The 22,516-nt window shown below is 60.4% G+C and carries 24 protein-coding genes; 10 read left to right on the forward strand and 14 right to left on the reverse strand.

All coding sequences use genetic code 11. The features are described from left to right. Positions 1 to 161 precede the first annotated feature (161 nt). Together BR41_RS22650 and BR41_RS03295 are read right to left on the reverse strand one after the other, a co-directional pair. Positions 162 to 953: a lysozyme inhibitor LprI family protein gene (locus BR41_RS22650; protein ID WP_169741243.1), complete on the reverse strand. Its 792-nt coding sequence runs from the start codon at positions 951 to 953 to the stop codon at positions 162 to 164. A 42-nt stretch (positions 954 to 995) separates the two neighbouring features. Further along, a complete protein-coding gene (locus tag BR41_RS03295; protein WP_035052836.1) occupies positions 996 to 2,123 on the reverse strand; it encodes a hypothetical protein in 1,128 nt (375 codons plus the stop codon). A 109-nt stretch (positions 2,124 to 2,232) separates the two neighbouring features. On the opposite strand from BR41_RS03295, the gene BR41_RS22655 reads away from it, so the two are divergent. Next, positions 2,233 to 3,138 carry an AraC family transcriptional regulator gene (locus BR41_RS22655; protein WP_169741244.1) on the forward strand — a complete coding sequence of 302 codons (906 nt, stop codon included), beginning with the start codon at positions 2,233 to 2,235 and terminating at the stop codon, positions 3,136 to 3,138. Positions 3,139 to 3,224: 86 nt separating this feature from the next. Here BR41_RS22655 and BR41_RS03305 read toward each other — a convergent pair whose 3' ends face one another. From BR41_RS03305 to BR41_RS03320, 4 genes are read right to left on the reverse strand one after another with little or no spacing between them, the layout of a single operon-like run. Then, positions 3,225 to 4,847: a SulP family inorganic anion transporter gene (locus tag BR41_RS03305; protein ID WP_035052838.1), complete on the reverse strand. Its 1,623-nt coding sequence runs from the start codon at positions 4,845 to 4,847 to the stop codon at positions 3,225 to 3,227. After that, entirely contained in the window at positions 4,844 to 5,269 is a 426-nt protein-coding gene (locus tag BR41_RS03310; RefSeq protein ID WP_035052840.1) for a YeeE/YedE family protein, read from the reverse strand. Before BR41_RS03310 ends, BR41_RS03305 begins: the two co-directional genes overlap by 4 nt. A gap of 10 nt (positions 5,270 to 5,279) precedes the next feature. Beyond that, positions 5,280 to 5,714 carry a YeeE/YedE family protein gene (locus tag BR41_RS03315; RefSeq protein ID WP_035052842.1) on the reverse strand — a complete coding sequence of 145 codons (435 nt, stop codon included), beginning with the start codon at positions 5,712 to 5,714 and terminating at the stop codon, positions 5,280 to 5,282. After that, on the reverse strand, positions 5,704 to 6,087 hold the full coding sequence (locus BR41_RS03320) for an ArsR/SmtB family transcription factor (protein WP_084186817.1): 384 nt from the start codon (positions 6,085 to 6,087) through the stop codon (positions 5,704 to 5,706). Before BR41_RS03320 ends, BR41_RS03315 begins: the two co-directional genes overlap by 11 nt. Positions 6,088 to 6,168: 81 nt before the next feature. Between BR41_RS03320 and BR41_RS03325 the strand changes: the two genes are divergently transcribed. The 3 genes from BR41_RS03325 (at position 6,169) to BR41_RS03335 (ending at position 8,337) form a co-directional block, all read left to right on the forward strand. After that, positions 6,169 to 7,065 (forward strand): MBL fold metallo-hydrolase, encoded by an 897-nt coding sequence (locus tag BR41_RS03325; protein ID WP_035052844.1) that lies wholly within the window; start codon positions 6,169 to 6,171, stop codon positions 7,063 to 7,065. A gap of 18 nt (positions 7,066 to 7,083) precedes the next feature. Continuing rightward, positions 7,084 to 7,509: a thioredoxin TrxC gene (gene trxC, locus BR41_RS03330; RefSeq protein ID WP_035052847.1), complete on the forward strand. Its 426-nt coding sequence runs from the start codon at positions 7,084 to 7,086 to the stop codon at positions 7,507 to 7,509. Between the two features lie 159 nt (positions 7,510 to 7,668). After that, positions 7,669 to 8,337, forward strand: a complete 669-nt coding sequence (locus BR41_RS03335) for a hypothetical protein (protein ID WP_035052849.1) — start codon at positions 7,669 to 7,671, stop codon at positions 8,335 to 8,337. A 73-nt stretch (positions 8,338 to 8,410) separates the two neighbouring features. Here the strand turns inward: BR41_RS03335 and BR41_RS03340 are convergent, their stop codons facing one another. From BR41_RS03340 to pbpG, 3 genes are all read right to left on the reverse strand, one after another. Further along, positions 8,411 to 8,758, reverse strand: a complete 348-nt coding sequence (locus BR41_RS03340; protein ID WP_051709976.1) for a hypothetical protein — start codon at positions 8,756 to 8,758, stop codon at positions 8,411 to 8,413. A gap of 171 nt (positions 8,759 to 8,929) precedes the next feature. Next, a complete protein-coding gene (locus BR41_RS03345) occupies positions 8,930 to 9,145 on the reverse strand; it encodes a hypothetical protein (RefSeq protein WP_035052851.1) in 216 nt (71 codons plus the stop codon). Positions 9,146 to 9,176: 31 nt separating this feature from the next. Next, the gene (pbpG, locus tag BR41_RS03350) at positions 9,177 to 10,235 is read right to left on the reverse strand and encodes a D-alanyl-D-alanine endopeptidase (protein ID WP_035052852.1); all 1,059 of its coding nucleotides are present in this window, start codon (positions 10,233 to 10,235) and stop codon (positions 9,177 to 9,179) included. Positions 10,236 to 10,517: 282 nt separating this feature from the next. On the opposite strand from pbpG, the gene BR41_RS03355 reads away from it, so the two are divergent. From BR41_RS03355 to BR41_RS03365, 3 genes are all read left to right on the forward strand, one after another. Beyond that, positions 10,518 to 12,224, forward strand: coding sequence for a PHA/PHB synthase family protein (locus BR41_RS03355; RefSeq protein WP_035052855.1), 1,707 nt, complete (start codon positions 10,518 to 10,520; stop codon positions 12,222 to 12,224). 191 nt (positions 12,225 to 12,415) lie between these two features. Further along, the gene (locus BR41_RS03360; RefSeq protein WP_035052863.1) at positions 12,416 to 13,594 is read left to right on the forward strand and encodes an acetyl-CoA C-acetyltransferase; all 1,179 of its coding nucleotides are present in this window, start codon (positions 12,416 to 12,418) and stop codon (positions 13,592 to 13,594) included. 115 nt (positions 13,595 to 13,709) lie between these two features. Beyond that, on the forward strand, positions 13,710 to 14,546 hold the full coding sequence (locus BR41_RS03365) for a sulfurtransferase (protein ID WP_035052864.1): 837 nt from the start codon (positions 13,710 to 13,712) through the stop codon (positions 14,544 to 14,546). 106 nt (positions 14,547 to 14,652) lie between these two features. Here the strand turns inward: BR41_RS03365 and thpR are convergent, their stop codons facing one another. Genes thpR through phnF form a run of 3 tightly spaced genes read right to left on the reverse strand, consistent with a single transcriptional unit; the run spans position 14,653 to position 16,698 of the window. Continuing rightward, the gene (gene thpR / locus BR41_RS22660; protein WP_051709977.1) at positions 14,653 to 15,168 is read right to left on the reverse strand and encodes an RNA 2',3'-cyclic phosphodiesterase; all 516 of its coding nucleotides are present in this window, start codon (positions 15,166 to 15,168) and stop codon (positions 14,653 to 14,655) included. Between the two features lie 15 nt (positions 15,169 to 15,183). After that, entirely contained in the window at positions 15,184 to 15,969 is a 786-nt protein-coding gene (locus BR41_RS03375; protein WP_051709984.1) for an NUDIX hydrolase, read from the reverse strand. A 9-nt stretch (positions 15,970 to 15,978) separates the two neighbouring features. Then, entirely contained in the window at positions 15,979 to 16,698 is a 720-nt protein-coding gene (gene phnF, locus BR41_RS03380) for a phosphonate metabolism transcriptional regulator PhnF (protein ID WP_035052866.1), read from the reverse strand. A 274-nt stretch (positions 16,699 to 16,972) separates the two neighbouring features. On the opposite strand from phnF, the gene BR41_RS03385 reads away from it, so the two are divergent. Then, the gene (locus tag BR41_RS03385; RefSeq protein ID WP_035053628.1) at positions 16,973 to 18,493 is read left to right on the forward strand and encodes a fumarate hydratase; all 1,521 of its coding nucleotides are present in this window, start codon (positions 16,973 to 16,975) and stop codon (positions 18,491 to 18,493) included. A gap of 230 nt (positions 18,494 to 18,723) precedes the next feature. Here the strand turns inward: BR41_RS03385 and BR41_RS03390 are convergent, their stop codons facing one another. Further along, positions 18,724 to 19,710, reverse strand: a complete 987-nt coding sequence (locus BR41_RS03390) for a nitrilase family protein (protein ID WP_035052868.1) — start codon at positions 19,708 to 19,710, stop codon at positions 18,724 to 18,726. A 133-nt stretch (positions 19,711 to 19,843) separates the two neighbouring features. Between BR41_RS03390 and BR41_RS03395 the strand changes: the two genes are divergently transcribed. Continuing rightward, positions 19,844 to 20,716 carry a LysR family transcriptional regulator gene (locus BR41_RS03395; protein WP_035052870.1) on the forward strand — a complete coding sequence of 291 codons (873 nt, stop codon included), beginning with the start codon at positions 19,844 to 19,846 and terminating at the stop codon, positions 20,714 to 20,716. A gap of 89 nt (positions 20,717 to 20,805) precedes the next feature. Here BR41_RS03395 and BR41_RS03400 read toward each other — a convergent pair whose 3' ends face one another. Further along, positions 20,806 to 21,804, reverse strand: coding sequence for a LacI family DNA-binding transcriptional regulator (locus BR41_RS03400; protein WP_035052872.1), 999 nt, complete (start codon positions 21,802 to 21,804; stop codon positions 20,806 to 20,808). Between the two features lie 157 nt (positions 21,805 to 21,961). On the opposite strand from BR41_RS03400, the gene BR41_RS03405 reads away from it, so the two are divergent. Further along, positions 21,962 to 22,465, forward strand: a complete 504-nt coding sequence (locus BR41_RS03405; RefSeq protein WP_211251649.1) for a DUF2165 family protein — start codon at positions 21,962 to 21,964, stop codon at positions 22,463 to 22,465. Positions 22,466 to 22,516: the final 51 nt, after the last annotated feature.

Genomic DNA, 22,516 nt, shown 5'->3' on the forward strand with positions numbered 1-22,516 from the left:
GAGGGGGCATCGTGGCGTATCTCGCTGCCCGCCTTCACCCCCAACACGTAGCCCGGACGGCTTTGCCGGCCGGGGGTGCTGCCTGATCGGGGCCGCGATGATGCTTGATATGACGTCGCCCCGGCCGGCAAGCCGTCCGGGCTACGGGAGTGCCAGCGGGCTCAACGCTCAAACCGCAGCGATTTCACGCTCCGCATCGTATCCGCGTCATTTCCAATGATCCCTTGCGTATCGGCCACCACCGAGCGTTTGCCATCGCTCAGCACTGCCCAATAGCACTCCCCACCGGCCGCATGATAACCAGTCTCCGGGTCGCTGACGCCGCATGAGATCGTGGCCCGCATGCCTTTCCAGCCATTGCCTGAGAAACGCTCCACCTCTTGCGGCTCGCCGGGGCCGTTGGTTGTCATCCATTTGCCGTTCTGCAATTCAAAGCCCGCTTTGTCAGTAGCTACTTTTTCCAATGGGCCGTCTTCCACATTGAAGGCAATCAGGTAGTTGCTACCCGTCATCCCTCGCCCGAGCACAGCCACGCAGCGTGGGCCGAAGTCCTTCGGACAAGGTTTGACCTGACGGTTGCCCAGGTACTCGAACGAGATGCCCAATTCCTCGTTGCGATAGGTCTTGAAGCCGGCGCGGGGCGTGCGGAGCAAGGCCGCCATGCGGTCGTTGTAGCTTTGCGTCAGGCAGGCGGCGTCGGCACAGCGGTTGCGCTGGGTGAGCCAATCCCGTTGCGCCTGCACCAGGCCATCCTGATCGGCTGCGCTGTCTAGCCGGTAGTGATACATGCCGGACAGGCTGACATCCAGTTCGCCGAGGGCTTTGTCGTTGCAGATCAGGTGCTCGACCTTGGTCTTGGCTTTGTCGCAGTCGAAACTGGCAGCGTGCGTGAGGGTGGACAGGCTGACGGTGCACAGGGCCAGCAGCAGCGTATTGCGTAGAACTCCGGTCATGACATTCTCGTGGTTGGTCATAGGGAATGGGCTGGCGTGGGCTCAAGGCGCGAGCTGGATATCGAATTGTTTGTCGCCTTCCCAGCGGCCGCGCAGGCGCTCGCCGTCGATGGTCAGGTGCAGCGTCGCCTTGGTTTGATCCTTGTCGTCCACGCGCTCGGTCAGTTCGAGTTGCTGCCCGGTTTGCAGGCCGCTCAGGCGGATGGGTTTGCGGAATTTGTCGTAGAAGTACACGCCGCCGACCGAGTTATCGGAATAGTGCTGCAGCTGCATGGTGATCGCCGTGCTCTTGCCCAAGTAGCCGCGCAGCAAGCGCCCGTAAATGCCCCCGTTGGCTTTGGCCGAGCCTTCGTTCAGCAGCAGTGTCTTCCCGTAGGGCGTCATGCCCCGATACAAGGTGGTGAACGGGATGGTCAGGTCGACGTCGCCAACGTCATCAAGGGCACGCATCGCGTGGTTGCTGCATCGTCCTGCCGACAGGGTGAGCGCTTTATCCAGCACGACGTACTTGTAGTAGCTGATCGATTCGAGCGGATCGACCTTTGCTGGTGGGGTATCGGATGGTTCGGCATTTTCGCCAGCGCACTGGCTGTTGAGCTCGATCCGCGCTTGCAGATCGTCGAGATCATCCTTGCTGCCGGCGTGGCTCTTTTGCTGTGCTTTGAGTTCCTTGCGCAAGCTGATCAATTCGTTCTTGTAGCGCATTTGTTGTTCTTTGCTCATGCGCTTGGCCAGATCGCGCAGGCCGGCCGGGGTGAACAGGTCTTCCATGGTCAGCTGCCGGCCGGTCGTGGCATCAAAGCTGTAATAGGTCGAATAGTTCTCGCAGTACGCGCCGCAGCCTTCCTGATCGAACTGGATGGAGAAAACACGCCCGTCGTTACGAATGACCGAAAAACTCTGCGTCGGCATGCCATCCACCGCAATGCCATCCGCTGCGCTCAAAGACCTGCCCGGCTGCCTGGGCGCCATCATGCCGAACTGGCCGATGTAGAGGCTGTCGTTGATGCGGGCGGTGACATCGGCACTGCCGGCCTGCACGTAGGGCATGGTGATTTCATCGCTGGGGGCTTGTTTCTCGCCTTGGTATTTCAGGGTCTGGACGGTGATCGGGCTGGCGGCTTGGGCAAGGCCGGCCGCGAGCAACAGACTCATCATGAAAACACGCATTTCAACTCTCCTGCATTTGGAGACACATTAAAAACACAACACCCCATCAATCCAACTGGCTGACCCAAAAAGTCAGCCGCATAATAGCCGTTCATTCCAGATGCATACCATGAACGCCTCACTCTCGCCCCGCCAGCTTCGTCTCTACAGCCTGATGGACCACATCGAAGTCCATCTCGATGCCCCCATGCCACTCGACGACATGGCGCGCCGTGCCTGCTATTCCCCATCGCATTTCGACCGCGTGTTCGGCGATCTGGCGGGCTGGCCCCCGGGTGATTACCTCCGTCGTCGTCGGTTGTTGCGCTCAGCAGCACGGGTGCGGCACGAACGCACGCCGGTGCTGCAGATCGCGCTGGAAAGCGGCTTTTCCTCCGACACCTCGTTCGCCAAATGCTTCAAGCAGTTCTTCGGCTTCTCGGCGCGCGATTGGCGGCAGGGTGCATGGGCGGACTATATGGCGCACAACCAGACCCGCTGGGATGCCTTGTGGGCCAGCCTGGAGCCGGTAGCAACGGCAAAAATGCTCGAAGAATGGGCCGCACGCGAGTCCTATCGGGTGGGCATCGCGCAGCAAGTCATCGTGCGGGAATTGCCGCCGCAGCCCGTTTTGTACCGGCGCAGTTTCGGTGAATGGGGTTACGGTTTTGACCGCACCTGGGGGCGGATCAGCGCCGATTGCGAAGCGCTCGGCCTTGATGTCGAGGGGAGGACCTGGTTTGGCTGCATTTCGGACGACACCGGTTTCGTGATCGGCACCGAGCTGCAGTTCGACTACTGCCTGTCCTACGACGGCCCGCCGGTTCCGACCATGGCCCGCCGCACGCTGCCGGGGGGCGTCTACGCCTGCCTGCCGTTCGATTACCGCTGGCCGAAATTCCAGTGGATGTATGAAGACTGGCTGGAGCGGCAGAACGTATGGGTGTTCGACGGCACCCGGCCGCACATGGATCGGCACTGGAGCGTCGGCGGTGTCGAGGGCGGTGAGCTGCTGCTGCCGGTACGGCGGGCCTGAAGAAGCGCAATTGCCGGCTGGTTCCTTGGTCAGAGCATCAGACATCTGTGCATTGTGTTGATGCTGCTCAGCGACATCAACGTCCGCTAATCCACGCTCTCCGCCAACTTCAAAACGGCAGCATGCGTACTCAAAAACACCTCGCCATCCAGCCGCTCTAGCACACCGCCGCGTTGCAGCTGCTCCATCACCAGGGCTTTCACCTCGGTCAGATGTACGCGGATGCCCCGTTCGCGCAGGTGGGTTTGCAGGCGGATCAGCCAGTCCGCGCCGGTGTAGTCGATGCCGTTGACGGCGTTGAGCACCAGCACCAGATGGCGGGTATCAGGGTGCTGGGTGAGCAAGGTGGCGAGTTGGCCTTCGATATGGCGGGTGTTGCCGAACCAGAGTTGTTCGTCGATGCGGGCCAGCACCATGCCGGGCTGGGTTTCCACGTGGTAGTGCTTCACGTTGCGGAAGTGTTCGCTGCCCGGCAAGCGGCCGATTTCGATCACTTGTGGCCGGCTGGTGCGATGCAGGAATAGCGCCAGCGAGAGCAGCACGCCGGCGGCGATGCCTTCCACCGCGCCCAGCAGCAAGGTGGCGGCGAGGGTGGCGAGCAGGGCGGCGCTGTCGCGTTTGTCGAAGCGCCAGGTGGCGAGCAGCAAGCGGACGTCGATCAGCTTGAGTGCGGCGATCACGATGGTGGCAGCCAGCGCCGCTTTGGGCAGCAATGCCAGCCAATCACCCAGATACAAGGTAGCCAGCAGGATCCAGCCAGCGGCAAAGACACCGGCCAGCGGGGTGCGTGCGCCGGCCTCGGCATTCACGGCCGTGCGGGCGAAGCCGCCGCTGATCGGCAGGCCGCCGACGACCGAGGCGGCGATGTTGACTGCGCCGAGGGCAACCAGTTCTTGATCCGGGTCGACGCTTTCGTGGCGTTTGAGCGCCAGCATCTGCGCGATGGTGATGCTTTGCAGATAGCCGACCAGGCCGATCAGCAGGGCTGGCAGGGCGAGTTGCTGGATCAAGGTGTGATTCAGCTGCGGCACGGTGAGTTGCGGCAGCCCGGCGGGCAACTGACCAATGGTGGCGATGTCGGCATGCTGCCTGGCCCAGATTGCCAGCACGATCAGCAGCACAACGGGTGTGCTGCGGGTGGCAAGCACGGTGATGCGTTCGCTTAGCCCGGCTTTTCGCAGCAGCAATGGCAAGCCTTCGCTGGCCAATAGAAACAACACAACCGCGGCACCGCCGAAGTAGGGCGCGTTGCCGAGCAGCGGTTGCCATTGCCCGAGGCCGATCAGGATGGCGGTGCCAGTGGTGAAGCCGCTTACCACCGGTTGTGACAGGAAGTTGGTCAGAAAGCCGAATCGGAACACGCCGAACAGCACCAGCAATAGCCCGGATAGCAAGGCCAGACTGAGGGCGGCTGCACTGGCCGACCAGCCTGCCGCCAGCAGTGGCGCGAGTGAGCTGGCAGTCAGCAGGGAGGTCAGCGCGACCGGGCCGACCGACTGCGTCATGCTGCTGCCCAGCAGGGCGTAGACCAGCAGGGGCAAGGTGCTTGCGTACAAGCCCGCTTGCGGCGGCAGCCCGGCGAGCAGCGCATAGGCCATGCTTTGCGGGATCAGCAGGGCGGAGACGATCAGGCTCGCGGATAAATCGCTGACCAGCGTGGCGGCACGGTATTGCGGCAGCCACGCCAGAATCGGCAACCAGCGCTTCATTGCGGCGACCGTGAGCCGGTCATGCGTGCATGCAATGCCATGCCGACGAGCATCGCCAGCAGAAATGGCAGGATGGCGACTTTACCCAAGCCGGCCGCGACGATGGCCGGGCCGGGGCAAATGCCTGCCAAGCCCCAGCCGATGCCGAAGGCGACGCTGCCGAGCAGCAGCTGGCGATCGATCCGCTGGCTGGTCGGCAAGCTCATCGGCTCGTGAGTGAGCAGGGCGCGTTCACGGCGACGGGCCAACATGAAGAGCGGCGTGGCAGCGGCGATGGCGCCGGCCATCACCAACGCCAGACTTGGGTCCCACTGGCCGGCGAGGTCCAGAAAGCCTTGCACCTTGGCCGGGTTGCTCATGCCGGAGAGGATCAAGCCCAGTCCGAAGATGAGACCGGCCAGTGCTGCTATGAGATTGCGCATGTTGATCCCCTCAGGCTGCCACGTGGCGCAGCAGGTAAACGGTGATAAAGCCGGCCGCCATGAACGCCAGCACTGCAGCCAGCGAGCGGACGGAAAACCGCGCCAGACCACATACGCCGTGGCCGCTGGTGCAGCCATTGGCGTAGCGGGTGCCCAAGCCGACCAGCAGACCGGCGGCGATGGATTGCGGAAGTGAGGCGCTCAGCGCAAAGGCGGGCGGCGATGATGTCAGCCGCCAGATGAGCGCGGCGACAATCAGTCCGCCAACAAATGCCCAACGCCAGTGATTGCTGCTTGCCATCGGTATGCGAAACAGCCCGCCGACAATGCCGCTGATGCCGGCTATGCGGCCAGCCAGTAGCGCGAACAGGCCGGCGGAGAGTCCGATCAGCACGCCGCCAGCCAGCGCCGACCAAGGCGTGAAGTGTTGCCAATCAATTTGCATCGCTGCTCTCCGGTGTTGGGCAATAGAGGTCATACAACACGCGCAGTACGCGCAAGACGTCGTCACTGGCTAGGCTGTAATAGATGCGCTTGCCGTCGCGGCGGGTATTCACCAAGCCTTCGTTGCGCAACACGCCCAGTTGCTGCGATAGCGTGGGTTGCTGGATGCCGGTGCGTGCTTCAAAGTCCGCCACGCACAGCTCGCCATCCACCATCTGGCACAGCAGCAGCAGCCGGTCTTCGTTGGCCAGCACTTTCATCAACTGACTGGCCTGCCCGGCAGCGTGACGTAGCGCGGCAAGCTGGCTGGGGTCGAAGGCAGGTTCAGATATGGGATCGGCGGTCGGATCGGTGTTGGGGTTATTGCTCGGCATGGGATTTCCAATAAGGATGCTTTAAAACATAATATATATTAATATAATGTTTGTAAATAAACTGAAGCCAGGAAACTGCTGATGGAACCGTCCGCCACACCACGCCCCAACGTTGAAGCCTTCTTCGACCCCCGCACCTCGACCATCAGCTACGTGGTGTACGACCAGCCGGGCGGTAGCGCCGCGATTATTGATCCGGTACTCGATTACGAACCCAAGTCCGCCCGGACCACGCCCGTGCAGGCACAGCGCATCGCCGCTTTTGTGCGCGAACAGTCTCTGCAGGTCGAATGGATTCTGGAAACGCATGCGCATGCCGATCATCTGTCTGGCGCTGCTTGGTTGCAGGCGGAATTGGGTGGGCGGATCGCCATTGGTCAGCACATCACTCAGGTACAAGACGTGTTCAAGAAGCTGTACGGGCTAGGCGACGATTTCGTGGCCGATGGCAGCCAGTTCGATGCGCTGATCGACGATCAGGCCACTTTCCAGATCGGTACGCTGACCGCGCAGGCGCTACCGGTGCCCGGCCATACGCCCGCTGATCTGGCCTATTTGATCGGCGATGCGCTGTTCGCCGGCGATACGCTGTTCATGCCCGATGTCGGCAGCGCCCGTTGCGACTTCCCCGGTGGCGATACCGGCCAGATGTACGACTCGGTGCAGCGCCTTTACACCTTGCCGGACGACACCCGCTTTTTCGTTTGCCACGATTATTTGCCGGAAGGGCGTTGCGACGTCCGCTGGGAAAGCTCGATCGGCGCGCAAAAAGCCGGCAACATCCACCTGAATGCTGCAACCACGCGGGAACAGTTTGTCGCGCTGCGCAGCACGCGGGATGCCACGCTGGAGATGCCGGTCTTGATCCTGCCCGCCTTGCAGGTCAATATCCGCGCCGGCCACCTGCCCGAGCCGGAAGCAAACGGCAGCCGTTATCTGAAGATTCCGCTCAACGCCCTGTTCAATCACCTGCAATAACGACGATAAGGACCTCACATGATCGTGCAATGCCCGCACTGCCACGCCGGCAACCGACTGGAAGCAGAACGGATCAAGGACGCGCCCAATTGCGGCGCCTGTCATCAGCCCTTGCTATTCGGCGCGCCCATCACGGCGACAGCAGAAAATTTCGCCAGCATCGTCAAACAATCCAAGGTGCCGGTGGTGGTGGATTTCTGGGCGACGTGGTGCGGCCCCTGCCAGTCGTTCGCACCAGCGTTTGCCTCGGCGGCGCAGCATTTTTCCGGCAAGGCGATCTTCCTCAAGGTCGATACCGATGCGGAACAAACCTTGGCCGCCGAACACAAGATTCGCAGCATTCCCACGCTGATCGCTTTCGATCGCGGCCAACCGATCGAGCGGCTGAATGGCGCGATGTCAGCCGGGCAGTTCAAGGCGTGGGTGATGGGATTTGTCGACTGATGTTGGTGACGCATGTTGCATGCATCACATTTCAAACGGCATTCGATATGCTTACGCCAAATTTGTGAATGGTTTCACTTTTGCGAAGAGTATTGATTCGATAGGATGGCGGCATCTTTTTGCAGCTGCCGTTATCCATTCTCGAATCAGGGGTTTTTCATGTTCAAACTCGGCCATATCGCCGCTTCACTGTGTTTTCTTGCTGCACCGGCATTTGCCTTCGATTTTGATTCCGTGATGGATTCGGTCAACAAGGCCGTAGATACCGTCAAGCATGTTGGCTCCGTGGGGTCGTCGTCGGATAGCAGTTCGGGCGGTTCGGGTTCCAGTGGCGGCAGCAATAGTGGCTCTGGCGCCAATTCGCCCAACAAGATCAAAACGGCACGCAGTTCGCCCATTGATGGCTTGGCCGATGCGCAATTGAGCGAATCAGATCATCGCTACAAGGAAATGGACGAATACACCGTCTTGTTGAGCCGCCCAGCACTGAATAATGATGGTTCGATCCGGGTCGCCAATTCGAAAGTGGTGCGTGGCCAGGTGTTTCACGATCTGTATGAGCACCCTGATCGGCAGAGCACGCTGCAGGTTTGGGAGGGATATAAGCAGCAGCTGAAAGACAACGGCTATAAGTTCGAATTCGTCTGCGCCAAGCCATGCACGACCGATGCCAATATCTGGTACAAGGTCAGCGAGCTGATCGTGTACAACAAATCCGATAGTTACGTGGTGGCGTCCAAAGGCAATACCTATGTTGCGATTACAGTAGGCGAAATCAGTGGGCATCCGCGTTCAAGCGTGGATGTGGTGCAGACTGCCGCCAATTGAAGGCCTGCATGAGTTGCATAAAAAGCCCGGATCAACCGGGCTTTTTTATTGCGCAGAATGTGAGGGAATTCTTTCACACCACCAGCGAAATGATCGTGCCGACGGTAGCCGCAGCAGCAAGCCATTTGCCGGCGCTGTAATAGCCGTCGCTGTGCTGGTCTTGCGCCTCGGGATGCTCCAGCCCCAATGCGCCATAGGCAAACGATTTGATTGGCTGTGGAGTGTTGGAGGCATTTGTTTCGCTGCCTTTGGCATCGGTTCCAGTTTCGCCAGATGATGTCTTGGCTGCACCGTCCGGCGTCGATTTGACGGTTGTCGTGCCTGTTGCGGTATCTGCTTGTTCTGCAGCGGCTTTGCGCGGTGTCGTGGTTCGGTCCAGTGCCGGATTGAATGCTGCGCTGCTTGTTTTTCCGATCTCCATGAGGCCCTCGCTTTGTTGAATCAGGCTGCTTGATATTTAAAGCTTACAAGCATGATTATCGGTGGGGCCAATCATCTCTGTAATCAATTTTGTAGCCGGTTTTTGACAGTGCTTAAAATTGTCTCAGCAAATGCTTGATATAAGGCAGGCTTGAATGATTCAGCAATCAGCTCAAGATGCTGGAATTACTTCATTGTTGACGTCTGATTGGCGATTTTTCGGGATGGCATCCCAATCGTGATGAATGACGATATTGCTATTGTTCAGATACATTTCTATTCGGCTGACACCCTGCATGCTGGCATAGCCGGATTGGTCGAAATGAATCGGCAGCGTTTGCCGTGCGAGTGGACGCAAAAACGCCCGGAAAATCCGGGCGTTTTGCATGGGCGAACGAAAGATCGGAACGAGCGTTAAATCAACCCGCCCGCAATTTGGCCGACGGGCTGTTTTCCAGCCACTTGCGCACGCGGGCGGCGTCGCCAATGCGGGTGTATTTGCCGTTCGAATCCATCAGGATCATCACGACGGGGGTATCTTCGATATTGGCCTGCATCACCAGGCAACGGCCAGCTTCGTTGATGAAGCCGGTTTTCGATACGCCGATCTGCCAGTCGTCTTCCTTCACCAAGGGGTTGGTGTTGCGGAACACCAGCTCGCGGCCGGTGATGTTGGAGACGAAGCTGTATTCGCTCGACGTGGTGAACTGATGAATCTCGGCGTACTTGTGCGCGGCCTTCACCATTTGCACCAGATCGCGCGGAGTTGATACGTTGCTTGGCGTGAGGCCGCTGGAATCGAAGAAGCGCGTGCTACGCATGCCGAGCTGGTTCGCCTTCTCGTTCATCTTGCGGATGAACAAATCGCGACCGCCCGGATAAGTGCGGGACAGCGCGGCGGCGGCGCGGTTTTCCGACGACATCAGCGCCAGCAACATGACTTCAGCACGGGTCAGCGTGGTGCCGACGGTGAGGCGTGAATGGGTGTTCTTGAGCGAATCGGCGTCGTCTTCGCTGATCGTGATCAACTCGTTGAGCGGCAGGTGCGCATCGAGCGTGACCATGGCCGTCATCAGTTTGGTGATCGACGCGATCGGCATCACGTTGTCGGCGTTCTTTTCGTAAATGACTTCGCCGCTTTGCTCGTTCACAACGAGTACGCCGGACGACTGTACGCCAGGGTGATCGAGCGTGCTTGGGTCAGCCATGGCCTTGGAAACATGAACATGCCGCCGTGCGCTGGCAATGGCCTGCTTGGCGACGATGCCGTGCGATCTGGCGGCCAGCTTGGATTTCTTGCCGGAAACTGCCTTGGCGGATCGGCTGGAAGAAGGTTTCTTGACGACGATCTTTTTGGCCGATGACTTGGCAGCGGTCTTGCTGGATGGGTGATGCTTGGTCGCTGCTTCAACGATGGACGGCAACAGCAATGCCGCCGCCGCAGTAACGGCGCAGACGAACAGGATAGGGCGGCGCATGATGAACCTCCGGCGTGCGCACAAGGCCAAAATCCCGAATGGGATATGCCTTATTTTTAATATCAGATAGGTCTTATTTTAAACCAGTCGAATCAAAAATGTCATGGTAAATCAAGCGTTACCAGCGGTTTTGAAAAGTGCTTCTTTAGAAATTGCGCCAACCTTGCGTCGGCTGCTGGATTTTTTTACGCTGCAGTGCAACAATTTGCGTCCATAATCATCCGCTGCCCTTTTCGGGGTACCTTTATATCCCCCGCTTATCTTTCGTGTGGAGCTGCTACGGTGTTGCAATCGAACTCGCTTGAATCCTTTTTCCAGCACCTCAACGACGCCAATGCGCGTTGGTGGCAAAGCTGGGGGCAATCCGTCGCCCCGCTGCAGCCGGCCACAGAGCTGGCTTTTCCACTGGCCCCTGGCCTGCCGGCCGAATGGCTGGAAACGCACGCCGACTACTACCGCCAGCATCTTGATCTCTGGCTCGGCTTGATTGGCGCCAAGCCGACAAACCTCATCGAGCCCGAGAAGGGCGACCGCCGCTTCAATGCGCCGGAGTGGGAACAGCCGCTGTACTCCTACCTGAAACAAAGCTACCTGTTGAGCTCACGCTGGTTGATGAATCTGGTCGGCCAGACGCAAGCCGACGATGCCACGCGTGAAAAGACGGCGTTCTTCGCCCGTCAGTATCTGGATGCGATCAGCCCGGCCAACTTCGCGCTGACCAATCCGGAAGTCTTGAAGCTGGCGCTGGAAAGCAAGGGCGAGAGCTTGCATGAAGGCATGAAGAAGATGCTGGAAGACGTCCGCAAGGGCAGCATCACCATGACCGACGAAAGCCAGTTCGAAGTCGGCAAGAATCTGGCGGTGACGCCGGGCGCGGTGGTGTTCGAGAACGAGCTGTTCCAGCTGCTGCAATACACGCCGTCGACCGAAAAAGTCTTTGAAACGCCACTCTTGATCGTGCCGCCGTGCGTGAACAAGTACTACATCATGGATTTGCAGCCGGACAACTCGATGGTGCGTTGGGTGGTCGAGCAAGGCCACACCACCTTCCTGGTGTCGTGGAAATCCATCGAGCCGGAACAAGGCAAGCTGGTGTGGGATGACTACGTTGAATCCGGCGTGATCAAGGCGGCCGAAGTGGTGCGCGAGATCAGCAAGCGCGAAAAGATGAACGTGCTGTCGTTCTGCATTGGCGGCGAGCTGGTGTCCACCGCCATTCCGGTCATGCAATCGCGCAATCTCGACTGGTTCGAATCGCTCACCCTGATGACGGTGATCATCGATCACACCGAACCGGGCGACATCAAGCATTTCATCGACTGGAACGTGGTCCGCGCCCGTGAAGCGCAGATGGAAACGGGCGGCGTGATCTCCGGCAAGGAGCTGGCCCGCACCTTCGCCGCACTACGCGCCAACGACCTGATCTGGAACTACGTGGTCAACAACTACCTGAAAGGCAAGACCCCGCCGCCGTTCGATCTGCTGTACTGGAACAACGATTCGGCCAACCTTGCGCTACCGATGCACACGTTCTTCCTCAAGAACATGTATCTGGAAAACAACCTGATCAAGCCGAATAGCTTCAGCCTGTGCGGCGTGCCGATCGACCTGACCAAGATTACTCTGCCGACCTACGTGTTCGCAGCGCGCGAAGACCACATCGTGCCGTGGCAATCTGCCTATGGCACCACCAAGCTGTTCAAGGGGCCACTGCGCTTCGTGCTCGGCGCATCCGGCCATATCGCCGGCACCATCAACCCGGTCACGACCAACAAGCGCAACTATTGGGTGAACGACGAGTTGCCGGTCGAGCCGGACAGCTGGTTCGAGAAAGCCGAATCGCGCCCGGGTAGCTGGTGGCAGGATTGGGTCGTCTGGCTGGCACCGCGGGCCGGCAAGCAGGTTGCCGCGCCGAAAACGCTGGGCAGCCGCAGCTACAAACCGATCGAACCGGCGCCGGGCCGGTACGTGCAAGCGCGCCTCGCCTAAGTGCCCGCATGAATGTCCGCCCATCGTCGGGCGAATTTGTGCACTGCGTTTGAAAACACCGGGATCGTTTCCTAACCTGATTGTTCCACCGCACGACGGCAGCCATCGCGCTGCAATAATGCGGCGCAACAATCGGGTGGTGGAATCTGTATTTACTGCGTTGTATCCGTTAAACCGCAAGGAAGAAGTCCATGACTGAAATCGTGATCGTCGCCGCACAACGTACCGCCCTTGGCAATTTCGGCGGCGCGCTCGCCAAGGTATCCGCGCCGGAACTGGGCGCCATCGTCATCAAATCGCTGCTGGAAAAGTCGGGTGTTGCCCCGGATGCCATCAGTGAAGTCATTCTCGGCAACGTTCTCACCGCTGGCCTCGGCCAGAACCCGGCCCGCCAGGCGTTGCGCCGCGCCGGCCTGCCAGATGCTACCCCTGGCCTGACCATCAACCAGGTTTGCGGCTCCGGTCTCAAGGCCGTTGCATTGGGCGTGCAAGCGATCCTCTCCGGTGAAAGCGATATCGTCATCGCCGGTGGCCAGGAAAACATGAGTGCCACGCCGCATATCCTGCCGGGCAGCCGCGATGGCTTCCGCATGGGCAATGCCCAACTGATCGACAGCATGGTCTACGACGGCCTGACCGATGTGTACAACCAGTACCACATGGGTGTCACCGCTGAGAACATCGCCAAGAAATACAGCATCAGCCGTACCGAACAAGACGAACTCGCGCTGTCTTCGCAACAAAAAGCCGCTGCCGCCCAGGCTGCCGGCCGTTTTGCCGATGAAATCGTGCCGGTCACCATTCCGCAGAAGAAGGGCGACCCGGTGGTGTTCTCCGCCGATGAGTTCATCAAGGCCAACGCCTCGATGGAAGGCCTCACCAAGCTGCGCCCCGCTTTCGACAAGGAAGGCACCGTCACTGCCGGTAACGCATCCGGCCTCAACGATGGCGCGGCCGGCGTGCTGCTGATGACGGCTGAGAAGGCCAAGGCCCTTGGCCTGAAGCCGCTGGCGACCATTCGCGCTGCTGCATCGGCTGGTGTCGATCCGTCGGTCATGGGCCTGGGCCCGGTGCCGGCAACGCAACGCGTGCTGGCTCGCACTGGCTGGAAGCTCGATGACATCGATCTGATCGAAGCCAACGAAGCCTTCGCCGCCCAAGCCCTTGGCGTGGCGCGTGAGCTGAAGTGGGACTGGAACAAGGTCAACGTGAACGGCGGCGCGATTGCCCTCGGCCACCCGATCGGCGCATCCGGTGCTCGCGTGCTTGTCACCTTGCTGCATGAAATGCAACGCCGTGATGCCAAGCGTGGCCTGGCTACGCTGTGCATCGGCGGTGGCATGGGCGTGGCACTGGCGGTTGAACGCTGATCCGGGCTTTGCCGGATTCGTTAGCGATTCGTTCGCCAGTCGCAACAACGCCCTCTTAGGAGGGCGTTGTTTTTTGTATGATCCAGAACCTGCCCATTCCAGCTCGGAGCCTGTCGTGAAGCCGCTCATTTCCACGTCTGAACTCGCTGAATCATTGTCGTCGCCCAACATCGTCATCGTCGATTGTCGCCACGACCTCGCCAACCCGGAAGTCGGTCGCGCCGCCTATGCCGCCGGCCATTTGCCCGGCGCTGTATTCGCCCATCTCGATTTCGATTTGTCCGGCCCCAAGAATGGTCACAACGGCCGTCACCCCTTGCCCGATCCCGATGTGCTGGCCGCGTGGCTGGGCAAGCACGGTATCGGCAACAACACGCACGTGATCGCTTACGACGCCTCCGGCGGCCCATTCGCGGCGCGTTTGTGGTGGCTGCTGCGCTGGTTGGGGCACGATGCGGTACAGGTACTCGATGGTGGCTGGTCCGCATGGATGGCAGCCGAGCTGCCGATAACGGCAGAGATTGCGCCACGCGCTCCGCAAGCGTTCTCCCCGCGTTTGCGTGATGCCGCCCGAGTGAGCATGGCCGATGTCCTCGTCAATCTGGCGCAGCCGGCGTTCCAGGTGGTCGATGCCCGCAGCCCCGAGCGCTATCGCGGTATCGGCGAGACGATGGACCCGGTTGGCGGCCATATTCCGGGCGCGAAGAATCGTTTCTTCCAGCACAACCTCGGCCCGGATGGCCGTTTCAAGCCGGCTGAAGCATTGCATGCCGAATGGCTGGAAGTGCTGGGCGAAACGCCGGCGGATCAGGCGGTGCATCAATGTGGTTCTGGCGTGACGGGGTGCCACAATCTGCTGGCGCTGGCCGTGGCGGGTTTGGATGGTGGGCGCTTGTATCCGGGATCGTGGAGCGAGTGGAGTTCACACGCGGAGAATCCGGTTGCGAAGTGAGCTACTTCCCGCTTCCTGCCGGTGAGGGTGAGAGGCATCTGTAGCCCGGACGGCTTTGCCGGCCGGGGTGGCTGCAGCTGATCCCTGGCCTGCAAAGCTGTCCGGGCTACGTTTGCGTCAACGCCTCCTGGAACAGCGGCCGATAAACCACACCAGCCGGGGTCGACTCGGAAACATAGAGCACCACCTTGTCGACCGGCCAGTCAATGGGCTGGGTCAGACTGGCGCGTATCGACTGGGATTTGCGCAACACCGTAATGTGGGGTGCCAGTGGTTTCGAATCGAACGTGATTCCGTTGTCCGCCAAGCCCTGCCGGATGGCATCCGAGAGTGCAGCCAACGCTGGCGGCATGTCGCCGCAGCCGAGCCAGACCACCCCGCCGCGATTGAAATCCCCGGCCAGATCAATCTTCAGCGTGAAAGGGGTGTTCGGTGCGGCCGCTAGTAATTTGCGGAGACGCTGTACGGCTTGCGGCGAGGTTTCGCCCAGAAAGGCGAGGGTGAGGTGCAGATTGCTGTCGAACATCCGCTTGCCACCCAGTAACGCATGCAGCCATTGTGTTTGCACTGCCAGCGCCTTGCGGACTTCGCTGGGCGGCTCCAGCCCGATGAACAGTCTCATCGCCGCGCCCGTCCTTCAGGCCCAGCCTTTGCGGCGCAGGAAATCAGCAGTGACCGCGCCAGCGTCCCAAGTGAATTCGGGCAGGCGTTCGATGACCTCATCGACCGTCATCGCCATGAAGCCGGCGACTTCGCCGTCGGTGTTATGCGGGGTGAAGTCGGCCGGCAGCTCGAGATCGAAGCAGTAGATGATTTCATCGTGTGTGCCATCCGCTTCGTTGCGCGTGGTGCGAATCGCACCGGTTTCGACAGCACATTCCGCCAACTCGGCCGGTACGCCTGCTTCTTCCCATAGCTCACGAATCACGCATTCGAAGATTTCCTCGCCGGCCGGTAAACCACCAGCGGCCAGATTGTCGAGCCGGTCGGGATCGATGCTCTTGGATAGCGCGCGGCGGCCGATCCAGAGCTGGTTGTCGGCCGTATAGCCATTGATATGCACGGCACGGCTGGTGAAGCCGAAGCGGCGGAAAGCGGCGCGTTCCAGCTGAAATAGCGGCCGTTCCAGATCGAGCAGGCCGTCACCTGTTGGCGCGAAGCCGGCGTACAGCTCATTGCGCCAGCCTCGGATCAAACCGGCATCGCGCATTGCCAGCGCGGCAGCCTGCAGATGGGCTTCCGCATTGCGGTTTTCTACCTCGATGCCGCGACCGGTCCAGATGAAGTAGGGCGAAAAGGTGCGCAGGAAGGTCGCGGTATCCGGCTCCAGCCAGCCTAATGCCTCATCGCCAACGTAGAGACGCTGCAGGCTGGTTGGGGAGAAGACGGGTTGCTTATTCAGGTAAGCGGCGAGGGTATCCATGCCCTCAGTTTACAACTCCGGCTCGAATAGCAACTGCACCGCATCGCCGGCAAATCGCGTGATGCCGTATTCCACCGGCACCCCCGTCGGATCGGCATAGACGCTTTCCACATAAAGAATCGGCTGCGTCTTTGGCTGCGCCAGCAGTTGCGCCGTTTCCGGCTTGGGCAACCGAGCGGCAACCCGGGAGAGTTTGCGGCTGCATTCGGGCACGCCGAATTCACGCAACGTGGCGACGGTTGAGCCGGACAGCGCATAGGGCGCTTCGAAACCGTTGAAGCGCGGCAGCGGAAAGTATTGGGTGCAGACGCCCACCGTGCGGTCGTCCACCAGATCCAGCGAATCCACCTGCAGCACGCGGCTGTTCGGCGGCAGGTCGAGCAGGGCGCAGATATCTTCCTTGGCGACGATCTCGTTGCTGTTCAGCACACGGCTGCGGCCGGCCAGGCGTTGTGTTTCCAGGCTGTGTGTGAAGCGGCTCTTGCGGCCCAACCGGTAGTCGATCAGGTCTTCCTGCACGAAGGTGCCGCGCCCTTGTTCGATGCGCACCAGGCCACGGGCTTCCAGCGCTTGCACGGCGCGGCGGATGGTGTGGCGATTCACGCCGAAACGACCGGCAAGCTCGATCTCGTTCGGCAGTCGGTCACGCAATGTCTTGGCGGCGATTTCGCCCGCCAGCGTTTCCTCGATCTGCCGCCACAACGACACGCCTGAGCCACGTTCAACCATGATGTCCTGCCTTGGAGGGTATGTAAGGACGAATGATAGGCTGATGATATTTCATCTAGATGATTGGGCGGACGATTGGATAGATCAGCCTAGGCGCGGCGAGCAAAATCTTCAGGGCTAGGCGCTCAGACGCAGACAGTACTTTTGTACGGCCAGACTGAGCAACAACGCCATGAGGATTTGCTCGCCGCGCTAAGGGTTGTTGGCAGTGCGCGAGAAGCCCTAACAAGCTGATAAAATGCCGGTTTTTCGCGCGCGTTTCCCGGAGCCCAGCATGACCGTCATCCGCCAGGACGATCTGATCGACAGCATCGCCGATGCCTTGCAGTACATCAGTTACTACCACCCGAAAGACTATATCCAGGCGCTCGGCAAGGCCTATGAGGCCGAAGAAAGCCCGGCTGCCAAAGATGCCATCGCCCAGATCCTGACCAACAGCCGCATGTGCGCTGAAGGCCATCGCCCGATCTGCCAAGACACCGGCATCGTCACCTGTTTTGTGCGCGTCGGCATGAATGTGCAGTGGGCCGGCGCGACGATGGGCGTGACCGACATGATTAACGAAGGCGTGCGCCGTGCGTATCTGCACCCGGACAACAAGCTGCGCGCTTCGATCCTGCAAGACCCGGCTGGCGGTCGCAAGAACACCAAGGACAATACGCCGGCCGTGATCCACTTCGAGGTCGTGCCGGGCGATACGGTCGATATCGACATCGCTGCCAAGGGCGGTGGTTCCGAGAACAAATCCAAGTTCGTCATGCTCAACCCGTCCGACAGCATCGTGGATTGGGTGCTCAAGACCGTGCCGCTGATGGGCGCCGGTTGGTGCCCGCCCGGCATGCTCGGCATCGGCATTGGCGGCACCGCCGAGAAAGCGATGGTGATGGCCAAGGAAGCGTTGATGGAAGAAATCGACATCCACGAGCTGATCGAACGCGGCCCGCAAACCCGCGCCGAAGAGCTGCGCATCGAGCTGTACGAGAAGGTGAATGCACTGGGTATCGGTGCGCAGGGTCTTGGCGGCCTGGCCACCGTGCTGGATGTGAAGATCAAGGACTACCCGACCCACGCTGCATCGCTGCCGGTCGCCATGATCCCGAACTGTGCCGCCACTCGCCACGTGCACTTCACGCTGGATGGCTCCGGCCCGGCAAAGCTGGAAGCGCCGAAGCTGGAAGATTGGCCGGACGTGACCTGGACCCCATCCGCCGCCGCAACCCGCGTCGATCTGAACAACGTGACCCGCGAGGAAGTCGCCAGCTGGAAGCCGGGCCAGACCCTGTTGCTGAACGGCAAGATGCTCACCGGCCGCGATGCCGCGCACAAGCGCATGGTCGAGATGCTGAACAAGGGCGAGAAGTTGCCGGTCGATTTCACCAACCGCTTTATCTATTACGTCGGCCCGGTCGATCCGGTGCGCGACGAAATCGTCGGCCCGGCCGGCCCGACTACCGCCACCCGTATGGACAAGTTCACCGAGCAAGTGCTGGCCGAAACCGGCCTCTTGGGCATGATCGGCAAGGCCGAGCGCGGCCCGGCGGGGCTGGATGCGATCAAGAAGCACAAGTCGGTCTACCTGATGGCGGTTGGCGGTGCGGCGTATCTGGTGTCCAAGGCGATCAAGGCCAGCCGCGTGGTCGGCTTTGAAGACCTCGGCATGGAAGCGATCTATGAATTCGACGTGGTCGATATGCCGGTGACGGTGGCGGTGGATAGCCACGGCACGTCGGTACACGCGATTGCGCCGAAGGAATGGCAAGCCAGGATTGGCAAGATTCCGGTCGCTACGGCTTGATTGGCTGATGACAAAAGCCGCCTTGGGGCGGCTTTTGTTTTTTGTGGTTCTGCATGGCCCAGCGGTTTCCTGATTTAAGTCCCCTTGCCCTCGCGTGCAAGGCTTTAGTCTTGCCCAGCTATTAGGGGGAGAGGGTTAGGCAGAGGGTGCTTGCAAAGGAAGCTGCATGTTGCACGACCCTCACCCCCGGCCCCTCTCCCATAAATGGGCGAGGGGAGAAATCACGCACTTCAACCTCGCACAGTCGACCGCTCCGAAAACCGCGCCTCTCGCGGATTCAATTCATCGCCACGTGCTTCCATCAGCAGGCCATACAGTTCCGGCCGCCGCCCACGCAACCAACGTTGCCCGGTGCTCTTGTCGATCAACCCCAGATCAAGATCCGCCACCACCATCGCATCGGCCGCCGCCCAAGTCTCGGCAACGATGCGGCCGTAGGGATCGAGGATCATTGCGTTGCCGGTGCGCACTTCGTCGTCATCCTGCCCGACGCCATTGCTGAAGATGACAAATATCCCGTTATCGTGCGCACGCGCCGGCAGCCAACGCAGCAGCCACTCCCGGCCATTTGGGCCTCTGAATTCGGCCTCGATGGCGGCCGGATCTTCGTGGCGGCGGTGCCACTTCTCCAGAGGAATCGGCTTCATCGCATGCGGGCTGCGCGAATTCGTGCCACCGGTTTGATGTGGCGCGATCAGCACGGTCGCACCGGCCAAGGCAGTAGCGCGGACGTTTTCCACCAGATTGTTATCCCAACAAATCAGGATGCCGGCCCGCACGCCCCACGGTGTATCGAACACCGTGTAGCGGTCGCCGCTGTGGATGTGCTCATGCTCGAACGCATGCAGTTTGCGATGGCAATGTTTTTGCCCATCCGGCATGCAGACCACGTAGCTATTGAACAAACGCCCGTCATCGGCGCGTTCGATCAGGCCGGCACCGATGGCAATTCGATGCGATTGCGCCAAGGCTTGAACGACCTTGATTGACGGGCCATCGAGTGGCTCGGCCAGTGCTTCAACGCCAGATCGATCCAGCTTCGGCACGTGCCAGTATCCGGTGATACACATCTCGGGGAAGGCCAGCAGCTGCACTTGTCGTGCGGCGGCATCGGCGGTGAATTCGGCAATGCGGGCAAGGTTGTAGGCTTTATCACCAGCGCGATGTTGAAACTGGACTGAGGCAGCACGTAGCGACTGTGTGGTGGAAGGGGGCATGGCGTTGTTAGTCCTTGAACGCGGTGGCTAGCACCGATACACCGATTAAACTGCGCACCATTCCATGCGTAAAATGAAACGTTATGTATTGATTGATAAACAATTGGAATGAATTGGAGTAAGGCACGACGGCATGGATATCAAACGGTTACGCGCTTTTCTGACCATCGCTGATATATCGCATTTCGGCCAAGCCGCGCAGTTGTTGCACATCACGCAGCCGGCCTTGAGCAAGCAAATCGTGGCGCTGGAAGCCGAACTGGGCGGGCGCTTGTTCGAGCGTGGCCGGCATGGCGCCGTGCTGACCGAGTTCGGCCGTTTATTTCGGGATGACGCGCAACGCTTGGTGCGGGATGCCGACGCTGTACTGGAACGAGCCCGGCAGGCGGCGCAGGGTGAACGCGGTCGGCTGGCGATTGGCTTCGGCCTCTCCACGCTGACCATCGCGCCGCACTGGGTCGCTGCGTTTCGCCAGCGTTTTCCCGAGGTCGAGCTGACGTTGAATGACCTGTCTTCCGCCGAGCAAACACGCCGGCTACAGGCGGGTCAGCTTGATCTCGGCTTTGTACGCTTACCGGCTGCCGAGGGCTTGGCGAGCTTGCCGTTGCTGGAGGAGCGTCTGGCGCTGGCTGTGCCGGAGCAGAGCGGGTGGACGGCGTTGCCGGATGAGCCTAACCAGCTGAATACGCTGGCTTGGGTACGTCTGAACCCGGCACGGGGGCCGGGACTGGCCGCGCAAATTGCGCAATGGTGTGATGCCTGGCGGGTGGCACCGCGCATCGTGCAGGAGGCGGACGACATCCAGACCGTGCTCGCTTTGGTGGCCGCCGGGATCGGCGTGGCGCTGTTGCCCTACCGATCCGGCATGTTGCTGTGCGACGGCGTGCGCTTGTTGCCGATCGATGATGCGGCGGCGCGCTGGCAGATTGGTTTGGCTTGGTATGTCGGGCGGCAGCACGCGGTGGCCGAGCGGTTTGTTGAGTTGGTGCGGGCAGGTCACCCGTAACCCGGCCGGGGCAATGTGGCAATTTGAACCACCCCGGCCGGCAAGCCGTCCGGGCTACATGGGGTGGTTAAACACGAGACCGGTGTGTCTTAACGCCGCCGATGCAAACTGGCCGGCACCCAGGCCGATGCCGCTTTCTCCCCGGCAATCAGCGCCAGCACGCTGGCAAGGCTTTGCGTGGCGAGCCGGGTGCTGTTCTGATTCGCCGCATTCACCGGCAGCGGCAGGCAATCGAGCAAGGGGTGGTCATCGAAGGTCATCAAACGCGGCGCGTGCGCGAACGAATCGGTGGCGATCAGATGCGCCAGCACGCCTTCCAGCAAGGTGATCGAGCCGGTGAACAAAGCTTGCGGATAGCGGCCATGCTCGCGCTGCCAGGCTTCGATCAGCACTTGGCCGGAGTGGCGGCGGTAATCGCGCTGGAACACCCAGTCGGTGTGCTCGGTTTTGTTGGCGGCAGCGAGTGCCGCACGGTAGCCGGCCAAGCGATCTCGGCTGGGCGAGAGTTCGGATTGGCCGCCGAAGTACACCACCTCCTCCATGCCGGCGGTGAGCGCATCACCCACTAATTCGGTTACCGAGACCGCGGCATCGGTCACCACGAAGGGAATCTCGCAGTCATCCACGCGACGGTCGACGAAGACTAGCGGCACGCGTTTGGTCCACTGGGTGTAGTGGCTGGCATCGCTGCTGCAAGGCACGACGATCAACCCTTCCACTTGCCGGGCGACCAGGTGGGCGATGGCGGCGGTTTCGCGTTCCGGTTCATCATCGCTGGTGACGATCAGCAGTTGGTAGCCGGCGGCACGGCTTTGCGTTTCCAGCGCTTGGGCCAGACTGGCGTGAGCGAAGTTGGTCAGCTCCGGCACCACCAGCCCGAGCGTGCCGCTGCGTTTGCTGCGCAAGGAGCGCGCCGATTGCGACGGGCTGAAATGATGCTCAGCGGCGACGGCCAGCACGCGTTCCACGGTGGCCTTGGCGATGCGGTAGCGTTCGGCGTGGCCGTTGAGCACCATGCTGGCGGTCGTGCGCGAGACGTTGGCCAGCCGGGCGATGTCATCAATGGTGAGGCGTTCGAAAGAGCTCAAGTTGGATTACCTAAGTGGGATGGCCAGTTGAGTGGTCGTTGTTATCGGTAGGGCAGGTAGCAAGGGTACTTGTGGCTTGGTAGGAGTACCAGCGGCTGCAACTTCGGTACGGGTGGATTGCCGTAACTGGTTTTGGCTTGAATAAAGGAATAACAACATGTTGGTAACGCGCCTCTCCAAAGTGGCGATGACGTTGGCGCTCTCCGCGTTCGCGTTCATGGTCACATTCAACAACATCATCGACTTCGGTTCGAACTACGCCTTCGTCCAGCACGTATTGAGCATGGACACCACCTTCCCCAGCAACACACTGATGTATCGCGCCATTACCGCCCAAGTGCTTTGGTACGCCGGTTACTGGTTCATTATCGCCAGCGAAGGGCTGACCTTCGTGCTGTTGCTGATTGGTGCGCTGTCACTGTGGCGGGCTCGTAACGGTTCGGCCAAGGCGTTCAACCGGGCGAAGAAGTGGGTCTATCTCGGCGCAACGCTGGGATTTCTGGTGTGGTTTCTCGGTTTTATCGTGGTTGGCGGTGAATGGTTCCTGATGTGGCAATCACAGACCTGGAACGGCATCGAATCCGCATTCCGCTTTTACATCACCATCATCGGCGTGCTGATCTATGTGAATCAGCCGGATGTTGAATTGATCGAAGACTGATCTGCTCAAGTCTCGATTCCAAAGAAAAAAGGCCGGCGGAAAGCACCCGTC

This window comes from Andreprevotia chitinilytica DSM 18519, assembly GCF_000711875.1.
GTDB lineage: Bacteria > Pseudomonadota > Gammaproteobacteria > Burkholderiales > Chitinibacteraceae > Andreprevotia > Andreprevotia chitinilytica.